Here is a 26,002-nt window from a genome sequence, read left to right on the forward strand (position 1 = left end):
GGCGGCCTCGCGGGCGCTCAGCGGTAGCCGAACGACTCCGCGAGCAGTTCCTCGTCGGTCTCGCCGACGGTGTAGACGGGGCCGTCGACCACGTCGACGGTGACCTGCGCCGGGGCGAAGACGCTCTCGGGCACGTCGTAGAAGTCCCAGTCCGCGTCCTCGAACACCTCCACGAAGGGCGTCCCGTACTCCTCGCCGGCGGTCGAGACGATCTCGTCGAAGCGGTCGTCGTCGCGGGCGACCTGGAGGTGGACTTCGCCGCCGTACGCGAGCGCGTCGTTCGTGCGCCCCATCGCCTCCGTCTCGTCGCGGGTCGCGGGCGCGAGCGGCGCGGACCCCGAGGCGTGGAGCACGTCCGTGGGCTCGTAGCCGATCTCCAGCAGGCGGAAGACGGCGAGCTCGGCGGCGCGGGCCGCCGTGGTGACGGAGCCCGCGGTCGAGCCGGTGGCGAACGCCGGGAGGAACACGCCGTCGGTGTCGACCTCGGCCAACTCGGCGACCTGCTCGGCCACCGCCTCGTCGGGCAGCGCCGTCGACTCGACCGCCAGCGTGGCGAACTCCGAGGAGTCGTAGTAGCCGACGCGCTCGAACTCCGTCTCGCGGCCGACGAGCGCGCGGGCCGGCCCGGAGCCGAGCCCCTCGAAGCCGCCCTCGGTGGTGATCTCCCAGCCCGCCTTCTGCGAGCACAGCAGCGCGACAGCGGGGTGGTCGGTCGACAGCTCGACGTACTGGCGGGGCGCGCCCGCGAGCTCGCCCATCCGGGTCTGGAGGTTCGCCAGCCCGGCGGTCTGTATCTCCGCGAGCAGCAGTCCCGCTTCGACGCCGCCGGCCGCGTCGACACCGAAGTCGACGACCGTGGCGCCGTTGTCAAGCTCGTAGCCGACGACGTCCAGCTCGCCGGCGAAATCGAGCGCCTCGTCGACCAGCTCGATCGCGGTCCGGTTGATGCTCTCCATGTCCCGGCCTACTCGCTCACCGTTTAAGGCGTTTGGCTGTTCGGCTCGGGAGCTCTCAGGGGTCGGCCGACCGAACGATGCGGTGGCGCGTGCCTCCGAGCGCCCGGTAGGGTGCGAGGAGCACGCGCGAGGGAGTCGGTGGTTCGGAGCGAAGCGGAGAACCACCGACGAGGCTGGGGAGGTGTGAGGTGCGGTTGCTGTGCTGTGCGGGGTGGGACTCAAAGGGGCAGCCGGGAGGACGAAGCTCGACGACGCAAGCACCGCAACGAGAGAGCGAAGCGACGAGTGAGGAGCGCAGCGAGCGTACGGGGTCCTCGCGGCTGGGGCTTTGGGGGTGTCTGCCGCGGCGGTAGCAACGTATCGCCGAGCGGCTGGGGCTTTGGAGGTGTTCTCCGGCGATCCGCTCTCAGTCGTTCGCGAGTAGTCGAAGAGAGCTTCAGACGTGTACTCACCAGAAGCCGCCGTCGGAGTCGCTCGGCCCGCCGGCCTCGCCGGGGCCGGAGGGGCCACGCGGCCCGCTCGGGCGCGGATCGGGGTTGATCGCGACGGGCTCCGACTCCGCTTCCGGGTCGATCTCGCGGCCCTCCTCGTAGCGGACGAACGAGAGGTAAAAGGTCTCGCCGCAGCCGACGCCGTCCGCGTCCGGCTCGCGATAGGGCTCGTCGCCGCCGACATCGGTGCCGCGGACACCGTCGTGGGGATCCCAGTCGACGCCGTCGCTCTCGCCGCAGACGAACCGGACGCCGTCGGCTTCGACCGCGTCGTCCGCGTCCTCGCCGTCGTCCACATCGTCGTCTCCCGCCTCGGCGTCGAACGGCTCCGTCGGCGCGACGTACGTCCACCCCTCCATCGGGTACGGAGTCACCGACTTGTCCGCGAGGTACCCCTCGCGTTCGAGCGCGACGAGCGTCCCGCAGTGGGGACAGTAGTACGTGACCGGGTAGCTCATACCCCTCGTAGGGGAGCGACCGATATACAGCCGTCGCCGCGTCAGCTATTTGATCGTTCGGGGCGAGGGATCGGTATCTCCTCCGACACCTCGCGGGACGGCGCCGACGACGCGGGCGGTCTCATCACCCGACGCCGACTCCTCTACGGCGTCGCGGGCGGCGTCGGGCTCCTCGGCGGCGGCGGCCTCTACGTCGCGAACGCGCTCGACGGCGACTTCGGCGGGTACGACGCGCCGGAGACGCAGCCGATGGTGTCGACGCGCGGGCGCCTCGACGCCGCCGACCCGACCGAGCGCTCGGGGTCGTGGGCGTTCGGCGGCGCCGACTCCGTGGTCCTGTACGTCCACGGGCTGGGCGCGGACGCCGAGTCGGCGCGCGACCAGGCGTACACCGCTCGACTCGCGCTCGCCGCGGCGACGGGCGAGGAGACGAGAACCGAGGCGGCGGTAGCGGAGGACGACGCCGCGGTCGGGGGCGCCCGCCCGGTGATCGGCTACTCGTGGGCGTCGAACGTCGACTGGGGGCCGGCGAAGGAGACCGCCGACGCCAACGCCGCGCCGCTCGCGGACTGGCTGACGGCGTGGGCGGACGAGGACGGCCGGCCGGTCCACCTGTTCGCCCACTCGCTCGGGGCCCGCGTGACGGGGGCGACGCTCCGGAAGCTGGCGGCCCGCGGGCGGACGGGCGTCCTCGCCTCGGCGTCGCTGTTCGGCGGCGCGGTCCCGGACGAGAGCGTCGGGGCCGACGGGCGGTACGGGGAGGCGATCGCGGCGCTCGACGCCCCCGTCTACAGCTTCCACAGCCGGAACGACCGCGTGCTCGGCTGGGTGTACCGCGCGTCGGACCGGACCCGGGCGGTCGGCCACGGCGGGCTCCCGGAGTCGGCGACCGCGCCGGACGGCTACGCCGACGTCGACGTCACCGACCTGGTCGCGGACCACTACTCGTACGTCGAGCCCGAGGCGGGGTGCGTGCCGCGCGCGGTCGAGCGTCTGGGGCTCGAATAGTCGGCGCGCCGACGCGTCCCCGGAACCCCTTTTACCAGCGCGGTCGACCGTTGGGGCATGATCGACGAGACCGTCGCCGAGATCCGGGCGATGCGGACCCACAGCACGTCCGCGGTGGCCGTGAAGGCGACGCGGTCGCTCGCGGACCTGCTGGACCGCGAGTACGTGACCGTCGACGAGTTCGAGCGCGACCTCGAACACAACGCGGGCGTGCTGCGCCGCTCGAACCCCTCCCACGCGGCGCTCCACAACGCGATGCGCGAGGTCGAGCGCTCGATCGTCGGCGAGGCGACGAGCGTCGAGGGCGCGAAACAGCTGCTGGAGGACGTGATCGCCCGCGTGGTCGACGACATCGAGACGGCCAAGGGGGAGGCGGCCGCCAACGCGGCCGAACACCTCGACGACGGCGACACGCTGCTCGTCCACGACTACTCGACGACCGTGCTCGAAGCCATCGAGGACGCCGCCCGCGACGGCGCCCACCTCACCGTCTACGTCACCGAGGCGCGCCCGCGGACCCTCGGGCGCAAGACCGCGCGCGTCCTCGCCGGGATGTCGCGCGTCGAGACGCGGATGGTCGTCGACGGCGCGATGGGGTACGCGCTCCGCGACTGCGACCGCGTCCTGCTGGGGATCACCTGCATCACCGGCGGGACCTACTACAACCGCGTCGGCACGTTCCCGCTGGTCGTCACCGCCCGCGAACTCGGCGTGCCCGTCACCGCGGTCGGCTCGGGCGCGAAGACCATCGAGGAGTTCCGGTTCGAAAACGAGTTCCGCGACGCCGTCGAGGTGATGCGCGAGCCCGTCGAGGACGTGGAGATCGAGAACCCGAGCTACGACGCCACGCCGATCGGGATGGTCGACACCGTGATAACCGACGACGGCGTCCGGAACTGACCCCGGAGCCGGGACAGAAGCCGCCGTTGACCGGCCAACGCCGCCGACGAGACCAAAGCGCTTTGTGTGTGTACCGTGTTAACAGACCCAAATGACTGTTCAGCCGGGTTCGGCGGCGGTGTTTCAGATCCCCGATCGGGGACTGACGGAGGGGTGTTCGAGCGGCTGGTGCGAGCTGGGCGCGATCGCGACGGAACCGGGGGTCGTCACGGCGGTCGCGCTCGTCGGGGTGCTCACGCTGCTCGCGTTCGCGTACGTGCGCGACGCCGAGTCCGCCTGCCGCCGCGAGCGCCGCCGCGTCCTCGACGAGCGGGACGCGTTCGAGTCGTTCGCCGACCGCGTGGCGCAGATCGACGCCGTCTCCGTCGCGGCGGACGCGACGCCGACCGGGGTACCGGCCGGCGCCCTCCGTCGGATCGACGGCGACGGCGGCGACCCGCCGGGCGGGGGGCCGAGCGGCCGGAGCGTCACCCTCAGGCGGGTGATGGCCGCGTACCGCGACACGGTCATGTCGCTGCCGCACTACCGGGCCGAGTACGACGAGACGCCCGCGGAGAGCCTGGCGGCCGAGCTCGGGCCCGACGCGGCGACCGCGCTGGCGACCGACGGCGCCCTGTCGAGCGGCGCACAGTCGGCGCTCGTCGACCGGAGCCGGCGCGCCGCGGACGCCCGCGAGCGGCTCGCCGACGCGATCGGGACGGAGATCGACGAGCTGGACGACCGCGAGGCGGCGCTGTCGGTGATCGATCGACGCCGCCGGTGCCTGGTCGGCCACCTGGACGGGATCCGGTCTGACGGCGAGGCCGACGCGGCGATAGACGTCTGGAACCGACTGACGGATTTGGAACGGGAGTGCGACGAACTCGCCGCCGACCGGCAGCGCTCGCTCGACGACCCGCCGCTGTCCCCGGAGTCGCCGCTCGACGGGGAGAGCGGCCACCCGTTCCACGACTACCTCTACGGCGCCGAGGACGGACCTCGCTACCCGGTGTTGGCGCAGGTCGCGGAGATAGCCGACGAAGTCCGCGCGGACAGGGACCGCGTCGGCAGACGGATCGCCGGCAGCGACTGACTGCCGACGCGGGAAGCGGAGGAGGTGGCGGCGAGAAACTACAAACTACCGGTTTGTTTATGAAGGTAGGGCGGGACTGAGGGTGTATGAGTTGGCAAGCGGCGGAACGAGCGTTCACGGACGAGGCCATCGCCCGGGAGACGCTCCCCGAGATGTTCGAACGCACCGCGGAGCGGCACGCGGACCGGATCGCTCAGCGGTACAAGGGCGGCACCGACGACCGGTCGCTCGTCGCCGCCGGGGTGGTTCCGCCGGCGCCGGCCGGCGACTACGCCGACCTGACGTACGCCGAGATGCGCGGGATAGTCCGGAACCTCGCGGCCGGGTTCCGCGAGTTGGGCGTCGACGCCGACACGCGGGTGGCGATGTACTCGCAGACCCGCATGGAGTGGGCCCAGACCGACTTCGCGGCGCTGGCCGCGGGCGCCGTCGTGACGACGGTGTACGCCTCGTCGTCGCCGAGCCAGTTGCGCTACCTGCTGGAGGACCCGGAGGCGACGGTCGTCGTCGCCGAGAACGCCGAGATGCTGGCGGACGTGCTCGCGGTACGCGGCGACCTCGACCACGACCTCGACGCGATAGTGACCGTCGACGAGGTCGACGGCGACGCGGTCGAGGCCGACGACCTCGACGACGTGTACGGCCTCGGCGACGTCCACGAGCTCGGCGCCGAGGCGTTCGACGAGGCGACCTACGAGGGGTGGGTCGACGCGGTCGAGGTCGGCGACCTCGCCAGCCTGATATACACCTCGGGAACCACCGGGAAGCCGAAGGGCGTCCGGCTCACGCACGCGAACTTCCGCGACAACGTCTCGCAGTGCTACCGGCGCTTCGCCGACCGGCCCGACCGCGACCCGTCGGTCCCCGGGATCTCCGCCGAGTCGACCACGCTCTCGTTCCTGCCCCTCGCGCACGTCTTCGAGCGGATGGCCGGCCACTACATGATGTTCGCCGCGGGCGCGACGGTCGCCTACGCCGAGAGTCCGGACACGCTCCGGGAGGACTTCGGGCTCGTGCGCCCGACGACGACGACCAGCGTCCCGCGGGTCTACGAGAAGCTGTACGACGCGATCCGCGAGCAGGCGAGCGAGTCGCCCGTCAAGGAACGCATCTTCGAGTGGGCGGTCGACGTGGGGCGCGCCCACCACGAGGCCGACAGTCCCGGCCCCCTGCTCGACGCCAAGCGGGCGGTCGCCGACCGGCTCGTCTTCTCGTCGGTCCGCGAGGCGATCGGCGGCAACATCGAGTTCTTCATCTCGGGCGGCGGGTCGCTGTCGGCCGAGCTGTGCGCGCTGTACCACGCGATGGACCTGCCGATCCTGGAGGGGTACGGGCTGACCGAGACCTCGCCGGTCATCAGCGTCAACCCGCCCGAGGAGCCGAAGGTCGGCACCATCGGGCCGCCGGTGGTCGACACCGAGATAGCGATCGACGGCTCCGTCGTCGGCGAGGAGGTCGCCGACCTCGCCGGCGACGTCGGCGAGCTGCTCGTCCGCGGCCCGCAGGTGAGCGACGGCTACTGGAACCGCCCGGACGCGACCGCGGAGGCGTTCGTCGACGCGGACGAGCTTCCCCCCGACGTCGTGACCGCCGGGACCCCGGCCGACGAGCGCATCGGCGTCGGCGGGTCGGACGACGGGGGCGACGCGGAGGCCGCCGCCGCGGAGCCGTGGTTCCGCACCGGCGACATCGTCCAGCTCCGCCCGGACGGGTACGTCGCCTTCCGCGAGCGCGCCAAGCAGCTGCTCGTGCTCTCGACCGGCAAGAACGTCGCGCCCGGGCCGATCGAGGACCGATTCGCCGCCAACGAGTTCGTCGAGCAGTGCGTCGTCCTCGGCGACGGCCGGAAGTTCGTCTCGGCGCTCATCGTCCCGAACTTCGAGCGGGTGGCGGCGTGGGCCGACGAGAACGGGGTCGACCTCCCCGAGGACCGCGCGGCGGTCTGCCGCGACGACCGCGTCCGGGAGCGCATCCAGGCGGAGGTCGACCGCGTGAACGAGGAGTTCGAGTCCTACGAGAAGATCAAGCAGTTCCGCCTCGTCGAAGAGGAATTCACCGAGGCGAACGACCTGCTCACGCCGACGATGAAGAAGAAGCGGCGGAACATCCTGGACCGGTTCGCCGACGAGGTCGAGATGATCTACGACGACGGCTGACCTCGGCCGTCGCGGACGTTCCGTCGGGAAACCCATAACCGTCGTGGGGGAGTACGGTGCCCGATGGCTTCCATCGTCACCCCCCGAGTCGGGTTCGCCGCGCTCGGCACCCTGTGTGCCGGGCTCGGCGCCGGCCACTTGGCGTCGCAGGGGGGAGGCGTGGGCCCGCTGCTCGAATCGACGTTGATCGTCGGGCTCTCCGGCTTCGTCTTCTACACGGTGTACGACCTCCCGGGCTGGGGTATCTCCCAATCCGGGCGGTGGCGAGCGGTCCGGATCGCCGCCCTCACCGCCCTCTCGTTCGCCTCGCTCGCCGGCGTCGTCTGGCTCATCTGGCTGCTCGAACACCACGCGTTCAAGCTCCCCTTCCTGATCGCGTTCGCCACGAGCCTCGGCGCGGCGGTCGGGTCCCGGGCGGGGCCGTACGCGGTGAAGGCCGACGAGCAGCTCGCGGAGGCGCAGGAGCTGGCGACCCTGCTCTCGATCAACGACCGCGTGCTGCGCCACAACATCCGGAACGAGCTGTCGGTCGCGCTCGGCTACCTCGACGGGATCGAGGACGTGGAGGACGACGCGGAAGTCGCGGAGCGCGCCACAATCGTTCGCGACCACCTGTCGGAGCTCTCCGAGACGAGCGAGCGGACGCGCCGCATCGCGTCGATCTGGCGGACCGGGTCGCTCCAGTCGTTCGACCTCGTCCCCCTCGTTCGGGAGCGGGTTGACCGGGTGACCGCGGAGGACCCCGAGGCGGCGATCGAGACGGAGCTACCGGACCGGCGTATCGTCCGCGCGCACCCGTCGCTGCCGCTCGCGTTCGAGGAGGCGCTCCGGAACGCGGTCGAGCACAACGGCGACGACGTGACCGTCACGGTGTGCGTGGGACGCGACGGCGACGCGACGACCCTCGTCGTCGCGGACACCGGCGGCGGGCTTCCGGCGACCGAGCGAGAGACGCTTCGGAACGCCGAAGAGACGCCGCTCGAACACACCGAGGGACTCGGGCTGTGGCTGATCTACTGGACGGTGACCCGGGGCGGCGGGGCGGTCGAGTTCGCGGAGAACGACCCGCGCGGGACCGTCGTCCGGATCCGGCTCCCGGACCGCCCGGAATCCGACGGCCCGAGCGGGCCCGTCCCGGAGGCCGCCGAACTCAGGAGACGAGCGAGACGGGCCGCGATGTGGGGGGACCCGGACGTCGCAGGCGCCGGAACGGGGGACCCGGAAGCGGACGAGTCCGCCTGAGCCCCGCATCGCCCGGTTAGAACGAGGTGCCTCGGACCATCACGCGGACGAGGCCGTCGACTCGGGCCGGTCGTCCCGCTCGACGTCGCCGTCGACGGGGTCGCGCCCGGTCACCACGGGGTCGCCGAACGCGTACACGGTGTTGTGCCCGGTGACCTCGACCGTGACGAAGTCGCCGACTTCGACCCCGCGCTCGGCGGCGTTCTGGACGATTATCTGTCGGTAGGCGCCGTCGCGGCACTTCACGGAGTCGCCGGTGCCCTCCTCGACGACGAGGGCCTCGAACGTCTCGCCGACCATCGACTCGTACGCCTCGCCGACGACCTCCATCTTGAGCTCGGACATCGCCTTCGAGCGCTCTTTCTTGACCGTCCCGCCGAGGCCCTTCATGTCGGCGGCGTCGGTGCCGGGGCGCTTCGAGAAGCGGGTGACGTTGATCTTCTCCGGGCGGACCTCGGCGAGGAGGTCCATCGACAGCTCGTGGTCGGCCTCGTCCTCGGTGGGGAAGCCGACGATGAAGTCCGTCGAGAGCGTCCAGTGGTCGAGCCGGTCGTCGAACGTCGCGACGATCTCGCGGAACTTGTCGACGCGGTGCTGCCGGCGCATGTCCGCAAGCACGTCGTCGGAGCCGGACTGGACCGGCGCGTGGATGAAGTCGTACAGCTCCTCGTTCGCGGCGAACACGTCAGCCAGCTCCTCGTGGATCCCGTGGATGCCGCCGGGGTTCGCCATGCCCAGCCGGACCCGGAAGTCGCCGTCGATGTCGCAGATCCGGTCGAGCAGCTCCGGGAGCTTCCGCTCGCCGTCGTCCCAGCCGTAGACGCCCGTGTCCTGGCCGGTGACGCGGATCTCCTTCGCGCCGGCGTGGACGAGAGCGCGGGCCTTCTCGACGTTCTCCTCGACCGACGGCGAGTCGACGCGACCGGTGGCGAACTTAGTGATACAGTACGAGCAGTTGCTCATACAGCCGCGCGCGATGGGGAGGATGCCGACGACGCCGTCGAGGACCGGCTCCGCGTCGGGCGTGACCGTCGGGCACTCCCCGTTGAGCACGTATTCGGGGACCTCGTCCCAGTGGAGGATCTCGGCGTCGACGTCCGCCTCGTCGAACAGGTCGCCCTGCGCGAGCGCCATACAGCCGGTGACGACGAGTTCGGCGGTCGTCTCGGCCAGCTCCTCCGCGCGCCGAAGCATGTTGCGCTCGGTCTTCTCGACGACGGTACAGGTGTTGAGGATGGCGACGTCCGCGTCGTCGGGGCCGTCGGCCGGTCGGTGCCCGCCGTCGCGGAGGGCGCGCTCGATCTCCCGGCTCTCTCCCCGGTTCGAGCTACAGCCGTAGGTTTCGATGTGGTACGTCGCCATCGGAGTGCCCTCACTACCGGTCGCGGGGGCAAAAGCGCGACGGATCCGGGCGTCGGTTCGGCGCGGACCGGGTTCAGTCCTCGGCGACCGCGGCGGCCGGGGCGTCGGCCTCGGTGGCGGAGTCGGCGGTCGCCTCGGGTTCGTCGACGGGGTCGCGCTCCGCGGGCGGCACGGCCTGGTAGACGGAGCGGCGGGCGTCGCGGGGGCACAGGCCCTCCTCGACGAGGCCGACCTCCGTGAGCTTCTCGACCGCGAACCGGACGGTGCGCGTCGAGAGGCGCGTCGCATCGGCGAGGCCCGTCTGGTCGAACCGGCCCTCCGCGTCGAGCACGTAGTAGACCAGCTTGGCGCTCGGCGGGAGCGGTTCGAGCAGCTCGCGGGTTCCTTCGTCCATACATTACCTACAAGGGCGATTCGCGCATAACCGTGGCCCGCCTGTGCGCCGAGTGCGCACGGCAACCAGATCGTTATATAGTAGCTCGGGCGCGAAACTCGAACCGGGCCCCGTCGTCGCCGTCGATCGAGAGCTCCCAGCCGTGTGCGGCCGCTATCTCGCGCACGATCGCGAGGCCGAACCCGGTCCCCCGCTCCGTGCTCGACCGGCCGTACTCCGTCGCCTCCTCCGGGTCGATATCGAACCCGGCCCCGTCGTCCGCGACGTAGAACCCGTCGGGAAGGGAGCCGACGGTCACGGTGAGTCCGTCGTCGGCCCCGGCCTCGCTGTCAGAGCCGTGTTCCACGCTGTCGCCGGACTCCGTCCGGCTGCTCGTGGAACCGTGTTCCACGCTGTTCGTGAACAGGTTCTCGAACAGCGTGCGGAGCCGCTCCGGGTCGGCCTCGACGGTCGACGACGCGTCGGCCGCGTCGAGCGTCGCGTCCCCCGTGTCGACCGTGCGCCACGCGCGCTCGGCGGCCTCGTCCAGCGGGACGGACTCGATCTCGTCGACCGTCCGGCCCTGGCGGGCCAGCGCGAGGAGGTCGTCTATCAGCTGGCTCATCCGCTCGTGCGCGTCCTCGACCCGGTCGAGTTCGCCGAGGACCGCCTCGTCGTCGGTCAGCGAGCGCGCCAGGTCGGTCCGACCGGCGGCGACGTTGAGCGGGTTCCGGAGGTCGTGCGAGACCAGGCCGGCGAACTTCTCTAAGCGATCGATCTCGCGCTGGAGCGCGGCGTCCCGGTCGCGGAGCTGTTCGGTCCGCTCAGCGTGATCGAGCGCGACGGTGACGTTCGCGGCGAGGACGCGCGCCAGTTGGAGGTCGGTCTCGTCGAAGAAGCCCGGTTCGCGCGACCCGAGCGGCATCGCGCCGTGCTCGCCGAGCGGCACGACGAGGAGGCTCCGGAGGTCGCCGTACCCGACCGCGGTGTCGATCCCGGCGAGGTCGTCGACCACGATCGGCTGGCCGGACTCGAACGCCTCCCAGACCCGACCGTCGCCCGGCCCGAACGGGGGTCTGTCGCCGAAGGCCGCCGTCGCCTCCTCGCTAATCGCCGTCGGGTGGAGCACGTTCGCCTCGGGGTCGTACAACCGGACGCCGCTGTTCGGGAACCCCAGGATGTCGATGGCCGCGCGCGCGGCCACCGCGGCGATCTCCTCGCGGTCGTCGCCGCCGAACATCTCGCGGGTCGTCGCGTGGAGCCGACGCAGCGTCCGCTCGACGCGTTTCTGCTCCTCGATGTCGGCGTAGACGCTGTAGATGACGGTCTCGTCCGACTGCTTGACGGGGATCACGTGGAGGATGAAGTCGCGAATCCCGTCGGCGGTCCGGCGGCGCACTTCGAGCCGCGAGGGCTCGTCGCGTTCCAGCACCGTCTCCGGGTCAAGCCGGTCGGCGCCGTCCGGGACGACCGCCTCGCGGACCGCTTCGTACCCGCTGTCGGCGCCGTAGCCGAACGTGTCTTCGAACGCGTCGTTCGCGGCGTCGAGGCGGCGCTCGCCCTCCCCGAGCGCGACGGTGCGCACCGCCGGGAGCGGGAGGTCGTGGAACAGCGCCGTCAGTCGGTCGCGCTCCCGGCGGAGCGCGGTCTCCGTCTCGATCTGCTCGATGGCGTTGGCCGCGTGGGACGCGAGCAGCTCCGCGAACTCGACGTCGCGGTCGTCGAACGCGGCGTAGCCGTTCGAGACGGCCTGTAACACGCCGTGCGACCCGATCGGGACGCTGATCGCCGACCGGATGTCGTCGGCGACCGGGTCGGCGACGTCCGAGCCCTCCCGCCGGTCGGCCCCGCCGACGGTCCGCCCCGGGGAAGCCGGGTCCTCCAGTTCGTCCGGGTCGGCGGGGTCGACGCTGAGGTTGTCGACCACCATCGTCTCCTGCTCGGCGACCGTGGTCCCGACGACGCCCTCGCCGACGTCGAACGTCCGGACCTCGTCCTCGGTGACGCTGTCGGAGAGGACGGCAGGGACGACCCGGTCGCCGCGGCGGCGGGCGGTGACGCAGCGGTCGAACTCCAAGATGTCCTCGGCCGCGTCGACCGTGCGGTCGAACACCGTCGCCACGTCGGTCGCGGACGCCAGCTCGGCCGCGAACTCGTGGATCGCCGTGACCTTCGCGTTCACGTCGCGGAGGTCGCGCTCGGCCCGCCGCCGGCCGAGCGCGTTCGCGACGCTGTTGGCGAGCATCTCGTAGCGGTCGCGTCCGGCGCCCTTCTGGAGGTAGTCGGTGACGCCGGCGGAGATGGCCTCGCTCGCGATCTCCTCGCTCCCTTTCCCAGTGAACAGCACGAACGGGAGGCCGGGGTCGACCTCGCGGACCGCCTCGAGGAACGCCAGTCCGTCCTTGCCCGGCATGTCGAAGTCGCTGACGACGCAGTCGACGCGCTCGCTCCGGACCACGTCGAACGCCGCCTCCGGTGACATCCTGGTGACCGTCTCGACGCCGTCCAACAGGCGCTCCACGTGCGTGGCGGCGAGGTCCGCCGCCCCCGGTTCGTCGTCCACGAACAGGACGCGGCTCCCGGCGTCCGTCGGTCCCGACGCGCCTGCGGCGGCCGCGTCGGCGTCCGTCGCCGAGTCGTCGGGACCGGAGTTCATATGCGTGTGTTTCCCTAGCGGTAATTTTAGCTTTCGCTCCGGCTACCGCTCCTGAAAATCGGACCCCTACGCCGCAAACGGACAAAACGAGATAGAAGGGAGGAGTTGTCCCTACAGGAAGTCCTCGACGTGGTCGGCGACCTCTTCGGGGGTGTCGCCGACGGGGACGCCCGCGTCGTTGAGCGCGTCGATCTTCGACTGCGCCGTGCCCGTCCCGGAGCCCGAGACGATGGCGCCGGCGTGACCCATGCGCTTGCCCGGCGGGGCGGTGCGGCCGGCGATGAAGCCGGCGACCGGCGTGTCCATGTGCTCGCCGATGAACCTCGCCGCCTGTTCCTCGTCCTCGCCGCCGATCTCGCCGCACATCACGACGGCGTCGGTGTCGGGGTCGGCCTCGAACGCCTCTAACGCGTCGACGAACGAGGTGCCGATGATCGGGTCGCCCCCGATGCCGATGGCGGTCGACTGGCCGAGCCCGCGCTCGGTGAGGTTGTCGACGACCTGGTAGGTGAGCGTGCCGGAGCGGGAGACGAGCCCGACGTTGCCCTCGGAGAAGATGTTCCCCGGCAGGATGCCGAGTTTCGCCTCGCCCGGCGTGATAATCCCCGGACAGTTCGGGCCGATGAGGCGGGTGTCGGTCTCGCCGAGGCGCTTGTTCACCTTCGCCATGTCCTGGGTCGGGATGCCCTCGGTGATCGCGACCGCGAGGTCGAGGTCGGTATCGAGCGACTCGAAGACCGCGTCCGCGGCGAACGCGGGCGGCACGAAGATCACGGAGGCGTCCGCGTCCTCGGCCTCGACGGCCTCGTCCACGGTGTCGTAGACGGGGACGCCGTGGACCTCCTGGCCGCCCTTGCCGGGCACCGCACCGGCGACGACGTTGGTGCCGTACTCGATCATCTGTCCGGCGTGGAACTTGCCCTCCCCGCCGGTGATCCCCTGGACCACCACTCTGGTGTCGTCGTCGACGAAAATGCTCATTGGGTCACCTCCTCGGCGTTCGCGACCGCGCGCTGGACCGCGTCCTCCAGCGTCTTCTCGACCTCGACGAGGTCGGTGTTCAGAATCTCCATCCCCTCCTCGGCGTTCGTCCCGGCGAGGCGGACGACCACCTTCTTCGGGATCTCGTCGAACTGTTCGAGGGCCTCGTTGATCCCCTTCGCGACCTCGTCGCCGCGGGTGATCCCGCCGAAGATGTTGAAGACGACCGCGTCGACGTTGTCGTCGGAGAACACCATGTCGAGCGCGTTCGCGACGCGCTCGGCCTTGGCGCCGCCGCCGATGTCGAGGAAGTTAGCGGGCGCGCCGCCGTAGTAGTCGACCAGGTCGAGCGTCGTCATCACGAGCCCGGCGCCGTTGCCGATGATCCCGACGTTCCCGGAGAGGCGGACGTAGTCGAAGCCGTACTCGCCGGCCTTGCGTTCGAGGTCGTCCTCGTAGGACTCCTCGGCCATGTCGGCGAGGTCGGGCTGGCGGAACAGCGCGTCCTCGTCGATGTTCATCACGGCGTCGGCCGCGATCACGTCGCGGTCGCTCGTGATCATGACGGGGTTGACCTCGATCTCCGAGGCGTCGTTCTCCTCGTAGAGCTCGTACAGCGTCGAGAGGATCGACGCTACGTCGAGCGCCACGTCGGCGTCGACGCCGGCCTCGTAGACGACCTTCCGGGCCTGGTAGGGGTGGAGCCCGAACGCGGGGTCGACGTGTTCGCGCGCGATGGCGTCGGGGTTCTCCTCGGCGACCTCCTCGATGTTGACGCCGCCCTCGGTCGACACCATCAGGACCGGCTTGCCCTCGCCGCGGTCCATCGTGACGCCGACGTACAGCTCGTCGACGAAGTCGACGCCCGCCTCGACGAGGACCTGGTCGACCGTGTACCCCTTGAGGTCCATCCCGAGGATCTCGTCGGCGTACTGCTCGGCCTCCTCGCGGTCCGTCGCGATCTTGATCCCGCCGGCCTTGCCGCGGCCGCCCACGTGGACCTGCGCCTTGATCGCGGCCGGGTAGCCGATCTCGTCGACGGCGTCGAGGGCGTCCTCGACGCTCGTCGCGAGCCGGGAGTCCGGAACCGGGATCCCGGCGTCCGCGAAGAGAGACTTCGCTTGATACTCGTGAAGTTTCATCCGTGTGGGATCGGTACCGACACCGGCTTAAATGGTTCCGATTCGGCGCGAACCGCGGCGACCGCGGGACGGAGCGGACCGGTCGCGGCGGGGTCGGCGGACGGCGCGCCTTTTTGCCCCGCGGGCGCCTGCGGCCCGCATGGATCCGGCCGAGTTCCTCGACGGCGGCGCGGTCAGCGTGTCGGACGAGACGTACGCGGTGTGCCGGACCGACCGCGGACACCCGGACGCGTTCGCGACGGTCCGCGCGGACGGCGAGACGACGGTCGTCGTGGAAGAGGGCGATGTCGACGCGGTCGACGCCGCCGCGGTCGAGCCCGGCTGGAGGCGCCTGACCTTCGAGATGGACCTCCCCTTCGAGCTCGTCGGCTTCCTCGCGGCGGTCGCGACGGGGCTCGCCGAGGTCGACGTCTCGGTGTTCGTCGTCTCGTCGTTCGCGACGGACCACGTGTTCGTCGGGGACGACGACCTGCCGGCCGCCGTGCGGCGGCTGGAGGCCCTTGGCTGCGAAATCGTCGACTGACGGCGGGGAAACGGAGGGCGCCTCTCGGGGGACGCTCGACCCCGTCAGTCCTCGTCGCCGAGGATGACGCGATGGGTCATCGCCTCGGGGTCGAGGACCTCGTCGGCCTCCTCCTCGGTGAGGTAGCCGGCCTCGACGGCGGCCTCGCGCACGCTCTTGCCCTCCTTCAGGGCCGTCTTCGCGACCTTACTGGCCTTGTCGTAGCCGATCGCGGGGTTGAGCGCCGTCGCCAGCGCCATCGACTGCTCGACGCGCTCGCGGGCGAACTCCTCGTTGGCCTCCAGCTTCCCGACGAAGCGCTCGCCGAACGTCTCGGCGACGTTCGAGAGCAGCGCCGCCGATTCGAGGAAGTTGTGCGCGATGACGGGCTTGTAGAGGTTCAAGTCGATCTCGCCGCGCGCGGCGCCCGCGGAGACGGCGGCGTCGTTGCCGACGACCTGCTTGTGGACCTGGTTGACCGACTCGGCGACGACCGGGTTGATCTTCCCGGGCATGATCGAGGAGCCGGGCTGGTTCTCGGGCTGCTCTATCTCGCCCAGGCCGTTCCGCGGCCCGGAGGCGAGGAGCCGGAGGTCGTTGGCCATCTTGTTGAGGCTGCCGGCGATGGTCTTGAGCGCGCCGTGGCCCTCCGCCATCGCGTCGTGGGCCGCCTGCGCCTCGAAGTGGTTCGCCGCCTCGCGGAACTCGGTCCCGGTCTCGTCGGAGATGTACTCCGCGGCGAGCTCCGGGAAGTCGGGGTGGGTGTTGAGCCCGGTCCCGACAGCCGTGCCGCCGAGGGCGAGCTCGCGGAGGTTCGACTGGACGCCCTCGGCGCGCTCGATGCCCTTCGCGACCTGCGTGCGGTAGCCGCCGAACTCCTGGCCGAGCCGGATCGGCGTCGCGTCCTGGAGGTGCGTCCGGCCGGTCTTGACGACGCCGTCGAACTCCGCCTCCTTCGCCTCCAGCTCGGCGTGGAGCGTCTCTAAGGCCGGCACGAGGTCCTTCTCGACCGCTTCGAGCGCGGCGACGTGCATCGCCGTGGGGATCACGTCGTTCGACGACTGGCCGTAGTTGACGTGGTCGTTGGGGTGGACGACGCGGTCGCCGATCTCCGCGCCGGCGATCTCGGCGGCGCGGTTGGCGATCACCTCGTTGGCGTTCATGTTCGAGGAGGTGCCGGAGCCGGTCTGGAACACGTCGACCGGGAACTGGTCGTCGTGCTCGCCGGCGATCACCTCGTCGGCGGCGGCGACGATCGCCTCCGCGGTGTCGTCCTCGATGAGCCCGAGGTCGCGGTTCGCCTGCGCGGCCGCCTTCTTCACGACGCCGAGCGCGCGGATGAACCGTCGGCTCATCGGGATCCCCGAGACGGGGAAGTTCTCGACGGCGCGCTGGGTCTGTGCGCCCCAGTAGGCGTCCGCCGGCACCTGCATCTCGCCGAGGCTGTCCTCTTCCGTGCGGTAGTCGTCACCCATGCGCCGACCTTCCCGCGAGACGCTGTAAAAGGTACTGGAAGCCGGCAGCGCGCGGGATCGTGCGGGCTGCTACCGAGACAATTGCTACCGCGAGACGATGTCGGAGCGAGGCGTTAAGCCGAGCGAAAACGGCCGAAAATCGGCGCAAACGCTTCCGGCTTCTATGTCGGTCCGTCCGCAACGGCCGGGCGCACATGAGCTCGAACGACTCAGCGATCGGCGCGGCGCTCGACCGCGACACCGTCCGGTCGACGAGCAGGCTCCTCATCGGCGCGCTGGCGATAGTCGGCGTCCTCGCGGTCGTCACACTGCTGCCGGGCGTCGACCGACTCGTCCCCTTCGCGCCCGCGACGTTCGCCGCCGTCGCGACGGCGGTCGTCGCGCTCGCGGTGGCGGGCACCCTCCTGTACGCGGCGCCGAAGTTCGCGCTGCTGACGCGGCTGGCGCTGGCCGAACCCGACGCCGAGGGCGACGCCCGGTCCGACCGGATCGTCGAGAACGCGGGCGGTATCGTCCACTGGCTCGTCGTCTTCGGGGCCGTCCTCGTCGCGTACCGCGGGCTCGCCGGCGTCGCGGTCCCCGTCCTGGACGGCGCCGCATGGGCGTACGACGCCGGGTTCCTGTTCGTCGCACTCGTCCCCGTGGTGTTCCTCGTCGCCCGCCTGACGGTCACGGTCGACCCGCTGGCCGAGCTGGTCGCCGACCGCGTCGCGGACGAGGGATCCGACGGCGACACCGCCGAAGCCGCCGAAACCGACGGGGCGACCCCGGACGGCGACGGCTGACCGGAAGCTCGTCAATCCTCGGTAAACAGAAACGGGAGCGTCACGAGCGCCCCGTTGAGACCGAACAGCAGCGAGAGCACCAGCCCGAGCGGCGGCTCGTCGCCCGGGTGGACGGCGAGGAGGACGAAGGACCCGACGCCGAGGGCCGCCAGCCCGAGCGTCAGCGCGGCGTCCGAGTACCGGTTCCACGCGTCGTCGAGCGCCGGTTCGAGCCGCGCGAGCGGCCAGTCGGCCTCGGCCTCGGTGTCGGCGCGGTCGGCGCGGTCGGTCCACGGCGTCTCCTCGGCCGACTCGCCGAGCCAGGCGTCCGCTTCGGCGGGAGAGTCCTCGGTCTCGTCGGAGCCGGAGTCGCTCCCGAGGACCAGTCGACGGAGTCCCGAGCGGCCGGCCGCCGCCAGCATCGCGAGCGTCCCGACCGCGGTGAGGGCGGCGAGGACGGTCGGTGACGCGAGGCGCGCTTCGGCGGCGAGGAAGGCCGCGAGGAACGCCAACAGCGAGACGGCGGCGAGGACCCCGCGTGCGGCGCGCACGGCTGCGGATGGGATCGGCATGGAGGGCGAGAGTGGTTCGACGGGACCGGGGTCGGCGATCAGGCCTCGTCGACCGGGAGCAGCCCGGCCTCGCGGAGGTCGTCGTCGAGGGCGCCGTCGCCGTGTTCCGCGTACGCTTCAGGGGTGTACGTCTTGATCTCCAGGGCGTGGACGGACCGGGTCATGTGGTCGCCGACCGCGTCGTACACTAACTGGTGCTGGTCGACGAGCGACTCGCCCTCGAAAGCGGGCGAGACGACGACGGCCGCGAAGTGGGCGTCCTCGTCCTCGTCGTCGTGGATCCTGGGCGCGGTCACGCTGGCGACCGCGTCCGGGAGGTGCTCCTCGATGAGGTCCGCGACGTCGTCGGGTGCGATGGTCATGGTCTCGCTCGGACGCGAACGGCCAAAAGTCGACCGGCCCGGTCGAGCCTGGAGAGCCCGTGTCAGACGGCGTCCACGAGTCGCGGACTCGGGTCGCAGCCGGAGCGACCCCGTCTCCCGACCGTTCGCTAGAAGAGCGCCTCGCTCTCGTCGAGGACGCGCGCCGGGCCGCCGACCTCCCAGACGTCGGTGTCGATCCCGACCTCCGCGACCCGGCTCTCCACCTCGTCGGCGTGGTCTGCGGGCGTGTTCACGTACACCGACGCGCCGGTGTCGGTCGAGAAGTAGACCGGGACGCCCGACTCGCGCAGCTCGCGGACCGCGTTGAACACCGCGATCGTCTCGGGCTGCCAGTACACCCACCCCGCGGGGCCGGTCATCGTCGTGGCCGTCAGCGAGAGCGAGTCGTGTTCGGCGGTCTCGAAGATCCGCTCGAAGGAGCCCGCGCGGAGCGCGTCGGTCATCTCGACCAGCTGGTCCTGGACGTGCGCGGTCCGCGCCTGCATCATGTGGCTCGCGGCGGCCTCGCGGTGCGCCTCCTCCGTCTCCTTGTACGCCGGGACGTGCGCGGCGACGATCCGGAGGTCCTCCTCGGGGTCGAAGCCGTCGTCGCTCACGCCCACGTCGAGCCGATGCGAGCGGCAGTCCTCGTCGTTGAGCCCGGCGTCGAGCCGCGAGTACGCGCCCGTCACCGAGCGCGCCGCCGACGAGGAGCCGCGGCGGGCGACCGTGGAGACCTCGGCGAGCGTCATGTCGAGCCCGGCGGCCTCGGTCAGGGCGAGCGCGGCGGCCGCGAACCCGGACGACGAGGAACCGAAGCCGATGTTCGACGGGAAGGAGTTCTCGCTCTCCAGCCGGACCGCGGCGTCGACCCCGGCCAGGTCGCGGACGTGGTCGACCACCATGTCGATGCGCTCGGCGGCGCGCCCGTCGACCTCCTCGCCGCCGATGACGTAGGTGTCCTCGCTCGCGTCGGGCCGCCACTCGACGGTGGTCGTCGTCGCGGTCGGGGCGGTACAGAGGCTGATGCTGTCGTGGTACGGGAGCCGAAGCTCCGCGTCCCGCATGCCGTGGTACTTGACGAGCCCCTGGATCGGGTGGGCTCGCGCGGTGGCCTTGCCGGTCATACCTCGGGAAGCGTCCGGCGGGGGATTAGTCGTTGCGATAGGTGGGAGGGAACCGACAGCCGTCGACGAGCGCTCAGTACGTCTCGACGTCGAGGCCGTCGATGCGCTCGAAGTGATCGCGGTTGCGGGTCACGACCGGCTCGTCGTTCAAAAGCGCTGTCGCCCCGATGATACAATCCTCTCTGTCGATCTCCTCACCCCGAGCGCGAAGCGAGCCGGAGATCTTCCCGGCCTTTCGCATTACGGTCTCGTCGGCGACGACCGCGTGGCGCGTGTCGAGCACGTCGAGGATCGCTTGTCGGCGCTCTTCAGGAGCGTTCAACTGTGGAACCGCTTCGTACAGTTCGAGTACCGTTATCGAGGAGATCTTCTCGGGACGATTCTCCCGTTCGATGAGATCGAGGTATCGGACTGCGTCCCGATCGTCGTGTAGAACGTCGATGATGAAGGCGGTGTCCTCGATCATTCGACGTCCCGTACATCTGCGTCGATCTGTTCGCGCCGGTCGCGAGAACGAGACCGCCCCTCCTCCACGAGAGATTCGAGCTCGTCGCCCTCCTCTTCGGAGAGAATTCCTGCGACTTCCGTCCACGATCGCTCACCGGCGATCCGTTTGACCACGTCGGAAAACGACTCACCCTCCCGCTTGTGCGATTTGAGCCGCTCGTAGGCCTCTTCGTCGAGCGAGATCGTTTTCGTCGACATTACAGTACACAGTTGCGTGTGTATATTTAAAAATGTCAGCACCGAAATCGAGGTTACGACCCGACGGCAGGTCACTCTACGCCGATTCACGGACTAGCAAATAAATCACGACAACCAGCAGCATCACGTCCAACCCCGCGATCACCGTTAGCGGAGTGCCGAACCCCCATTGCCACGCTCAGTCGCTGCCTCTGTCCTTCGCGTCTTTATACACCCATCTGCCGAGTGTCGCCCACAGGACGAGCAGCGTCGCCAACAAGAGCAGTTCGTCGCGGGCGACAGTAGCGCCCCAGATCCGATACGTCGGTAGCTGCGTCGCTGAGGGTGCGAGGACCATCGATGGGGTGGGATAGTTGCCCCGTTTATAAAAAAAACCGAAATAGAGGAATTAACTTGTCCCAGATAACTCACTATCTCTCTCACTCGCTTCCGTTCCCGAGACGGCGACGAGATTGAGGGGAACCCTTTTTGACGGGGCGGCGGGTACTCGGCGCCATGACCAAGTACACCGTCGAGTTCGTCGGCACCGGCGAGACGATCGAGGTGGCCGACACGGAGACGATCCTCAGCGCCTGCTTCGACGAGGGGATCGCCCAGGAGTACTCCTGCCGCGTCGGGATGTGTCTCGCCTGCTCGGCGGAGATCGTCGAGGGCGAGGTGACCCAGCCCGCGGCCCGCGGCCTCACCGACGAGGAGGCCGAGGAGTACGCGCTCACCTGTATGGCCCGCCCGCAGTCGGACCTGAAGCTCGACCGCGGGAAGTACCCGCCGAGCATCGAGGACGACGCGGCGACCGCCGCGGGAGAGGGCGACGGCGCGGCCGCGGACGACGACTGAGTCGGCTCGGCGGCCGCCGGTCGCCGTCCGGTGATCGGTCCGCTACTTGTCGGTCAGCTACTCGTCGACGCGCTCGAAGCGGTGTCGCACCACGTCGGCGTCGTCGTCCCACTCGAAGCTGCCGCCGTGCGCGCGGACCATCCGCTCTTTGTACGCCTCCAGCGAGGGCGACCCCTCCCGCTTCGCGTCCTCGTCGGTCATGTCGCCGAGCGTGCGCTCGGTGACCTCCGTCAGTTCGAACGCGACGCCGTCGACCTCGAAGGTGTCGCCCTCGTCGCCGTAGCGGTTCCCGCGGTGGAGCTGCGTCACGTCGCCGTCGAGCGCCCTCTGCTTCACGCGGTCGTTCGGCAGCAGGTCGGCCGGATCATTCTCGGACATGCGGATCGGTTCGGTCCGCGGCGCCTTATGATCGGCGGCGGTCGGCGCTCGACCCGGTCGCCGGTCCGTGCGATCGGGGCGGCGTTACGGATATCGAAACGGTCGTCTCGCCGGTGCCCACGTCCGTGAATACCCGCGCTGCGGCCGGAGCCGAGGGATTCAAGATACTGCCGAGTCCCATCTCAGACGATGCGACAGGACCACCTCATCACCGCGACCCAGCTCTCGCGGGATGACATCGAGGCCGTGCTCGACCGGGCCCGAGCGGTCGCCGACGACCCCGCCGCCTACGCGGACCGGCACGCCGGTCGCGTGCTCGCGCTCTGCTTCTTCGAGCCCAGCACGCGGACGCGGATGAGCTTCGACAGCGCGGCGAAGCGCCTCGGGATGAACACCATCGACATGGGCGACGTCGACTCCTCGTCCGTCTCCAAGGGCGAGTCGCTGTCCGACACCGTCCGCGTCATCGAGGGGTACGCGGACGCCCTCGTCCTGCGTCACCCCAGCGAGGGCGCCGCGACGCTGGCCGGCGAGCGCGTGGACGTCCCCGTCGTCAACGCCGGCGACGGCGCGGGCCAGCACCCCTCCCAGACGCTGCTCGACCTCCACACGATCCGCGAGGACCACGGGCTCGACGACCTCACCATCGGGATCATGGGCGACCTGAAGTACGGCCGGACGGTCCACTCGCTGGCGGCCGCGCTCACCGAGTTCGACGCCAACCAGCACTTCATCAGCCCCGAGTCGCTACGGCTCCCGCGGTCGGTCCGCTTCGACCTGCACGAGACGGGCGCGCAGATCCGCGAGCACGAGGACTTAGCGCCCGTCCTCGACGATCTGGACGTGCTCTACGTCACCCGGATCCAGAAGGAGCGGTTCCCCGACGAGAACGAGTACCACCGCGTCGCCGGCGAGTACCGGATCGACGCCGAGACGCTCGACGCCGCCGCCGACGACCTCACCGTCATGCACCCGCTCCCGCGCGTCGACGAGATCGCGCCCGACGTCGACGAGACGGACCACGCGCGCTACTTCGAGCAGGCCCACAACGGCATCCCGGTCCGGATGGCGCTGCTCGACACCCTCTTAGAGAACGCCGACCCCGACGAGGGGCCGGAGGTGGACCGATGAGCGAGCACGAGCTCCGCGTCTCGAAGATCCGCGACGGCACCGTCATCGACCACGTCGAGGCCGGGCAGGCGCTGAACGTCCTCGCCATCCTCGGCATCGACGGCGCCGAGGGGTTCGGCGTCTCCGTCGGGATGAACGTCCCCTCCGACCGGCTCGGCCGCAAGGACATCGTGAAGGTCGAGGACCGGGAGCTGTCGCAGTCCGAGGTCGACGTGCTCTCGCTCATCGCGCCGGAGGCGACGATCAACATCGTCCGCGACTTCGAGGTGGTCGAGAAGAACCGCGTCACTCGTCCCGACGGCGTGACCGGGGTGCTCTCCTGTCCGAACCGCAACTGCATCACGAACGCCGGCGAGCCGGTCGAGACCCGCTTCGACGTGGTCGCCGACGGCGTGCGCTGCGACTACTGCGCGACGATCCTGCGGTCCGACATCGCCGAGCACATCGACGTCTGAGTCGCCGACCGGGGGTCGGCGTGCGGCCGTCTCTCACGCGCGCCCTCCGGTAAGTTTTAGCGCCCGCCGCACGAACCATATAACATGAGCAAGAAAGCCAAGCTCGTCCTCGTGCTGTCGCTCGTCGCGCTCGCGTACTTCCTCTTCGCCGGCGACAAGCAGCCGGTCGAAGTCGAGTAACGCCGCGGCGCCGCGCCCGCGCCCTCCGCGGACCGCATCGCCCCCGAACCGCACCGCTCGGCGATCCGCATCGCGCGGCGGCCGCCTCCCCAGCGGACCGCGGCGAGACCGTCCGTTTTTACCGACCAGCCACGTAGCTGAAGCCATGTACGGGGTCGTCACGCGCAACGCCGACGAGGTCGAGATGGAGCCGTTCGACCTCGGCTTCTACGAGGTCAAAGACGTCACCGGCCGGGCGGCCGAGCCGCTGCCGAACGCCGTGAACATGGTGTCGTGTTTCGGCGACAACGCCGCCGCGAGCGAGAACGAGGACCTCGTCCCGGTGGACGAGCGCGGCGAGCCGGCGACCCGCGACCGCGAGTACTTCGACTGGGCGTACATCTGCCCGACGCACCCCGAGTACCGCGAGGGCCTGTTCGAGATAATCGCGGACTGCGCGGACGCGAACGCCGACGTTCGCCTCGACGACATCGGGTTCCCCCGCGAGGGGTTCTGTCACTGCGACCGCTGCGAGCGCCTGTTCGCCGAGAGCGACCGCGACGACTTCGCCGACTGGCGCGCCGACGTGATCACCGAGTTCGTCGCCGAGGCGGCCGACCTCGTCCCCGGACGGCTCCTGCTCACGCTGTACCCCGACCCCTACCCCGACCACCTCTACGAGCGCGCCGGCCTCGACCTCGACCGGCTCGCCGACCACGTCGACGAGTTCGTCGTCCCGCTGTACGACACCGAGTACGCGACGACCTACTGGCTGGAGACCATCGCCCGGGGGTTCCGCTCGCGGCTCGGCGGCGACTACGACCTCCACGGCGCGCCGCCGGAGACGCCGTTCTCGCTGGAGCTGTACGCGGTCGAGGTCGACGTCGACGACCTGATCCACGCCGCCGAGGTGGCCGAGACGTACGCGAAGGACGTGTTCTTCGGCTACGACGCGAACAACGCTGCCGCCGCGCTCCGCCGGAAGGACGCCGACTCGCGCGACGGCGAGGTCCACCGCCCGGAGTAAACGAGGGGTTATATACCCGGCCGGCCGAGGGCAACTCGACCGGCCGCCGGCGTGCGACACCACCGGTCGTCTTGCGTTCGCGCGAGGCGGTCGCCTTTCAACGTCCGCGCCGTAGCGGCGGTCGCTCTACGCCGTTGAGCCGCCGGCTCGTCGATTTCTCCGCGGGCGCTCGTGCCGATCAGTGAACCGTCCGGTCGTCGCTCGTGTCGATATCCGCGACCGGCTCCGAATTGCCGAACTCGGGCGCGGGGCCGTCGCCCGGCGCCGCCCACTCGACCGCGTTCCGAAGGACCTGTCGAACGTCCTCGTCGTCGTATATCGGGTACGTCTCGTGGCCGGGTCGGAAGTAGAACACCCTCCCGCTCCCGCGGCGGTAGCAGCAGCCGGATCGGAACACCTCACCCCCCTCGAACCAAGAGGTGAACACGAGCGTGTCGGGCGCGGGCACGTCGAACCGCTCGCCGTACATCTCGGTCTCCGCCAGCTCGACGTACTCGCCGATCCCCTCCGCGATGGGATGGCCCGGTTCGATCGTCCACAGGCGCTCGCGCTCGGCGGCCTCGCGCCACTTCAGCGAGCAGCTGGTGCCCATCAGCCGCCTGAATATCTTCGAGTAGTGCGCGGAGTGAAGCGCGATCAGGCCCGTGCCGTTCAGGACGCGCTCGTGGACGCGGTCGACGACCGCGTCGCACACCTCGTCGTGGGCAGCGTGGCCCCACCAGACGAGCACGTCGGTGTCGTCGAGGACCGCCTCGGTGAGCCCGTGCTCCGGCCCCTCGTCGAGCGTCGCCGTGCGGACCTCGTGGCCGCCCTCGCGGAGCGCGTCCGCGACGACGGCGTGGATCCCCTCCGGGTAGACGTCGGCGACGACGTCGCTCTCGCGCTCGTGACGGTACTCGTTCCAGACCGTGACGCGTGCCATGCCCGTGGTCGACGCCGAACCGACTTTAGCGCTCCCCAGCCGCGCGGCGCCCGGACCCGAAGGCACTTCCCTCGGGCTGGAGATGACCGCATATGGCAGGTCCCCGACAGCTGTACCGACGCGCCGACGACTGGGCGCGCGGCCTCTCCCGGTTCCGGTACGCCGTCGTCACCGGCGTGATCGCGACGGCGTCGGTCCTCGTGGTCGGCGTCCTATCCGACACCTCCATGACATTTCAGGCGGTCGCGATGGGCGTCACGATGACCGCGCTCTACTACGCGTTCGACATGAACGCGAGAGCCGACTGAGCGGCGAGAAAAGGGTCAGGCGGTCGCTTCGACATCCGCGAGCCGCTCGGCCAGGAACTCCGCGATGGAGACTTCTGCCTCCTCGACGAACCGCGCGAGCTCCTCGCCCTCGGGCGACTCGACGACGACGGTCGGGATCAGCTCGATCCCGTACTCCTCGACTAACTCGCCCTCCTTCCCGTCCGGCCCCTTCGTCACCGGGAACTCCCGGATGCGGTCGTCCGGGACCCCGGCGGCCGCGAGCGCGGCGCCGAACTCGGGGAGCTGGCGTCCGCAGTCGCCGCACCAGTCGCCGCCCCACACCTTGAAGACGTAGTCGTCGGCTCCGAGCGCTTCGAGCACGGACTCGTCGAACGCGTCCGCGTCAAGGTCGGCGGGCGCGAGCGTTTCGAGCGTCATTTTGCGGAGGTAGGTCGCGGAGGCACCTAAACGGTGCGTCGGTGGCAAGACGAGCCCTCGGCGGTTCGCGGCCGACATCGAT

The 26,002-nt window shown here is 70.4% G+C and carries 29 protein-coding genes; 12 read left to right on the forward strand and 17 right to left on the reverse strand.

Annotation, left to right across the window (positions count from 1 at the left end; genetic code table 11):
- Window positions 1–17: 17 nt before the first annotated feature.
- Complete coding sequence (mch, locus tag DVK06_RS04730; RefSeq protein WP_053771343.1) at window positions 18–956, reverse strand: methenyltetrahydromethanopterin cyclohydrolase; 939 nt, start codon at window positions 954–956, stop codon at window positions 18–20.
- 448 nt (window positions 957–1,404) lie between these two features.
- The gene (locus DVK06_RS04735; RefSeq protein ID WP_121599485.1) at window positions 1,405–1,905 is read right to left on the reverse strand and encodes a hypothetical protein; all 501 of its coding nucleotides are present in this window, start codon (window positions 1,903–1,905) and stop codon (window positions 1,405–1,407) included.
- A gap of 249 nt (window positions 1,906–2,154) precedes the next feature.
- Between DVK06_RS04735 and DVK06_RS04740 the strand changes: the two genes are divergently transcribed.
- The 5 genes from DVK06_RS04740 to DVK06_RS04760 all read left to right on the forward strand — a co-directional run bounded on the left by DVK06_RS04740 (window position 2,155) and on the right by DVK06_RS04760 (window position 8,283).
- Window positions 2,155–2,913 (forward strand): DUF726 domain-containing protein, encoded by a 759-nt coding sequence (locus DVK06_RS04740; RefSeq protein WP_121599486.1) that lies wholly within the window; start codon window positions 2,155–2,157, stop codon window positions 2,911–2,913.
- Between the two features lie 57 nt (window positions 2,914–2,970).
- The gene (locus DVK06_RS04745; RefSeq protein WP_053771346.1) at window positions 2,971–3,813 is read left to right on the forward strand and encodes a translation initiation factor eIF-2B; all 843 of its coding nucleotides are present in this window, start codon (window positions 2,971–2,973) and stop codon (window positions 3,811–3,813) included.
- 91 nt (window positions 3,814–3,904) lie between these two features.
- Window positions 3,905–4,885, forward strand: a complete 981-nt coding sequence (locus DVK06_RS04750; RefSeq protein ID WP_121599487.1) for a hypothetical protein — start codon at window positions 3,905–3,907, stop codon at window positions 4,883–4,885.
- A gap of 86 nt (window positions 4,886–4,971) precedes the next feature.
- On the forward strand, window positions 4,972–7,041 hold the full coding sequence (locus DVK06_RS04755) for a long-chain fatty acid--CoA ligase (RefSeq protein ID WP_121599488.1): 2,070 nt from the start codon (window positions 4,972–4,974) through the stop codon (window positions 7,039–7,041).
- Window positions 7,042–7,104: 63 nt separating this feature from the next.
- A complete protein-coding gene (locus DVK06_RS04760) occupies window positions 7,105–8,283 on the forward strand; it encodes a sensor histidine kinase KdpD (protein ID WP_121599489.1) in 1,179 nt (392 codons plus the stop codon).
- Between the two features lie 39 nt (window positions 8,284–8,322).
- Here DVK06_RS04760 and DVK06_RS04765 read toward each other — a convergent pair whose 3' ends face one another.
- The 5 genes from DVK06_RS04765 to sucC all read right to left on the reverse strand — a co-directional run bounded on the left by DVK06_RS04765 (window position 8,323) and on the right by sucC (window position 14,797).
- Window positions 8,323–9,645, reverse strand: coding sequence for a tRNA (N(6)-L-threonylcarbamoyladenosine(37)-C(2))-methylthiotransferase (locus DVK06_RS04765; protein WP_121599490.1), 1,323 nt, complete (start codon window positions 9,643–9,645; stop codon window positions 8,323–8,325).
- 73 nt (window positions 9,646–9,718) lie between these two features.
- Window positions 9,719–10,039 (reverse strand): hypothetical protein, encoded by a 321-nt coding sequence (locus DVK06_RS04770; RefSeq protein WP_053771351.1) that lies wholly within the window; start codon window positions 10,037–10,039, stop codon window positions 9,719–9,721.
- A 73-nt stretch (window positions 10,040–10,112) separates the two neighbouring features.
- Entirely contained in the window at window positions 10,113–12,674 is a 2,562-nt protein-coding gene (locus tag DVK06_RS04775; protein WP_121599491.1) for a GAF domain-containing protein, read from the reverse strand.
- 111 nt (window positions 12,675–12,785) lie between these two features.
- Complete coding sequence (sucD, locus tag DVK06_RS04780) at window positions 12,786–13,655, reverse strand: succinate--CoA ligase subunit alpha (protein ID WP_053771353.1); 870 nt, start codon at window positions 13,653–13,655, stop codon at window positions 12,786–12,788.
- Window positions 13,652–14,797 carry an ADP-forming succinate--CoA ligase subunit beta gene (gene sucC, locus DVK06_RS04785; protein WP_053771354.1) on the reverse strand — a complete coding sequence of 382 codons (1,146 nt, stop codon included), beginning with the start codon at window positions 14,795–14,797 and terminating at the stop codon, window positions 13,652–13,654. Before sucC ends, sucD begins: the two co-directional genes overlap by 4 nt.
- Before the next feature lie 139 nt (window positions 14,798–14,936).
- Between sucC and DVK06_RS04790 the strand changes: the two genes are divergently transcribed.
- The gene (locus DVK06_RS04790; protein WP_121599492.1) at window positions 14,937–15,320 is read left to right on the forward strand and encodes an ACT domain-containing protein; all 384 of its coding nucleotides are present in this window, start codon (window positions 14,937–14,939) and stop codon (window positions 15,318–15,320) included.
- A 44-nt stretch (window positions 15,321–15,364) separates the two neighbouring features.
- Here DVK06_RS04790 and DVK06_RS04795 read toward each other — a convergent pair whose 3' ends face one another.
- Window positions 15,365–16,774, reverse strand: coding sequence for an aspartate ammonia-lyase (locus DVK06_RS04795; protein ID WP_121599493.1), 1,410 nt, complete (start codon window positions 16,772–16,774; stop codon window positions 15,365–15,367).
- 194 nt (window positions 16,775–16,968) lie between these two features.
- On the opposite strand from DVK06_RS04795, the gene DVK06_RS04800 reads away from it, so the two are divergent.
- Window positions 16,969–17,559 (forward strand): hypothetical protein, encoded by a 591-nt coding sequence (locus DVK06_RS04800; RefSeq protein WP_121599494.1) that lies wholly within the window; start codon window positions 16,969–16,971, stop codon window positions 17,557–17,559.
- Window positions 17,560–17,570: 11 nt separating this feature from the next.
- Here the strand turns inward: DVK06_RS04800 and DVK06_RS04805 are convergent, their stop codons facing one another.
- The 6 genes from DVK06_RS04805 to DVK06_RS19225 all read right to left on the reverse strand — a co-directional run bounded on the left by DVK06_RS04805 (window position 17,571) and on the right by DVK06_RS19225 (window position 20,641).
- A complete protein-coding gene (locus tag DVK06_RS04805; RefSeq protein ID WP_394345492.1) occupies window positions 17,571–18,104 on the reverse strand; it encodes a hypothetical protein in 534 nt (177 codons plus the stop codon).
- A 44-nt stretch (window positions 18,105–18,148) separates the two neighbouring features.
- Window positions 18,149–18,472: a BolA family protein gene (locus DVK06_RS04810; protein ID WP_053771358.1), complete on the reverse strand. Its 324-nt coding sequence runs from the start codon at window positions 18,470–18,472 to the stop codon at window positions 18,149–18,151.
- A gap of 128 nt (window positions 18,473–18,600) precedes the next feature.
- Window positions 18,601–19,599 carry a phosphomevalonate decarboxylase MvaD gene (gene mvaD, locus DVK06_RS04815; protein WP_121599496.1) on the reverse strand — a complete coding sequence of 333 codons (999 nt, stop codon included), beginning with the start codon at window positions 19,597–19,599 and terminating at the stop codon, window positions 18,601–18,603.
- Between the two features lie 73 nt (window positions 19,600–19,672).
- Window positions 19,673–20,065 carry a PIN domain-containing protein gene (locus DVK06_RS04820; RefSeq protein WP_121599497.1) on the reverse strand — a complete coding sequence of 131 codons (393 nt, stop codon included), beginning with the start codon at window positions 20,063–20,065 and terminating at the stop codon, window positions 19,673–19,675.
- Complete coding sequence (locus DVK06_RS04825; RefSeq protein WP_053771361.1) at window positions 20,062–20,304, reverse strand: antitoxin VapB family protein; 243 nt, start codon at window positions 20,302–20,304, stop codon at window positions 20,062–20,064. Before DVK06_RS04825 ends, DVK06_RS04820 begins: the two co-directional genes overlap by 4 nt.
- 178 nt (window positions 20,305–20,482) lie before the next feature.
- A complete protein-coding gene (locus tag DVK06_RS19225; RefSeq protein ID WP_233561609.1) occupies window positions 20,483–20,641 on the reverse strand; it encodes a hypothetical protein in 159 nt (52 codons plus the stop codon).
- Between the two features lie 158 nt (window positions 20,642–20,799).
- Between DVK06_RS19225 and DVK06_RS04835 the strand changes: the two genes are divergently transcribed.
- A complete protein-coding gene (locus DVK06_RS04835) occupies window positions 20,800–21,141 on the forward strand; it encodes a 2Fe-2S iron-sulfur cluster-binding protein (RefSeq protein ID WP_121599498.1) in 342 nt (113 codons plus the stop codon).
- 57 nt (window positions 21,142–21,198) lie between these two features.
- Here DVK06_RS04835 and DVK06_RS04840 read toward each other — a convergent pair whose 3' ends face one another.
- Window positions 21,199–21,519: an ASCH domain-containing protein gene (locus DVK06_RS04840; RefSeq protein WP_121599499.1), complete on the reverse strand. Its 321-nt coding sequence runs from the start codon at window positions 21,517–21,519 to the stop codon at window positions 21,199–21,201.
- A gap of 189 nt (window positions 21,520–21,708) precedes the next feature.
- Here DVK06_RS04840 and pyrB point away from each other — a divergent pair, with 189 nt between their 5' ends.
- The 3 genes from pyrB (at window position 21,709) to DVK06_RS04855 (ending at window position 24,291) form a co-directional block, all read left to right on the forward strand.
- Window positions 21,709–22,650 carry an aspartate carbamoyltransferase gene (gene pyrB, locus DVK06_RS04845; RefSeq protein ID WP_121599500.1) on the forward strand — a complete coding sequence of 314 codons (942 nt, stop codon included), beginning with the start codon at window positions 21,709–21,711 and terminating at the stop codon, window positions 22,648–22,650.
- Window positions 22,647–23,105, forward strand: a complete 459-nt coding sequence (gene pyrI, locus DVK06_RS04850; protein ID WP_053771366.1) for an aspartate carbamoyltransferase regulatory subunit — start codon at window positions 22,647–22,649, stop codon at window positions 23,103–23,105. Before pyrB ends, pyrI begins: the two co-directional genes overlap by 4 nt.
- Window positions 23,106–23,430: 325 nt before the next feature.
- Entirely contained in the window at window positions 23,431–24,291 is an 861-nt protein-coding gene (locus DVK06_RS04855) for a hypothetical protein (protein ID WP_121599501.1), read from the forward strand.
- Between the two features lie 178 nt (window positions 24,292–24,469).
- Here the strand turns inward: DVK06_RS04855 and DVK06_RS04860 are convergent, their stop codons facing one another.
- Window positions 24,470–25,213, reverse strand: coding sequence for a ThuA domain-containing protein (locus tag DVK06_RS04860; protein ID WP_121599502.1), 744 nt, complete (start codon window positions 25,211–25,213; stop codon window positions 24,470–24,472).
- 92 nt (window positions 25,214–25,305) lie between these two features.
- Between DVK06_RS04860 and DVK06_RS04865 the strand changes: the two genes are divergently transcribed.
- On the forward strand, window positions 25,306–25,521 hold the full coding sequence (locus DVK06_RS04865; protein WP_121599503.1) for a hypothetical protein: 216 nt from the start codon (window positions 25,306–25,308) through the stop codon (window positions 25,519–25,521).
- 15 nt (window positions 25,522–25,536) lie between these two features.
- On the opposite strand, the gene DVK06_RS04870 is transcribed toward DVK06_RS04865, so the two are convergent.
- A complete protein-coding gene (locus tag DVK06_RS04870) occupies window positions 25,537–25,920 on the reverse strand; it encodes a thioredoxin (protein WP_121599504.1) in 384 nt (127 codons plus the stop codon).
- Window positions 25,921–26,002 lie beyond the last annotated feature (82 nt).

This window comes from Halorubrum sp. Atlit-28R (assembly GCF_003665955.1).
Taxonomy (GTDB): domain Archaea; phylum Halobacteriota; class Halobacteria; order Halobacteriales; family Haloferacaceae; genus Halorubrum; species Halorubrum tropicale.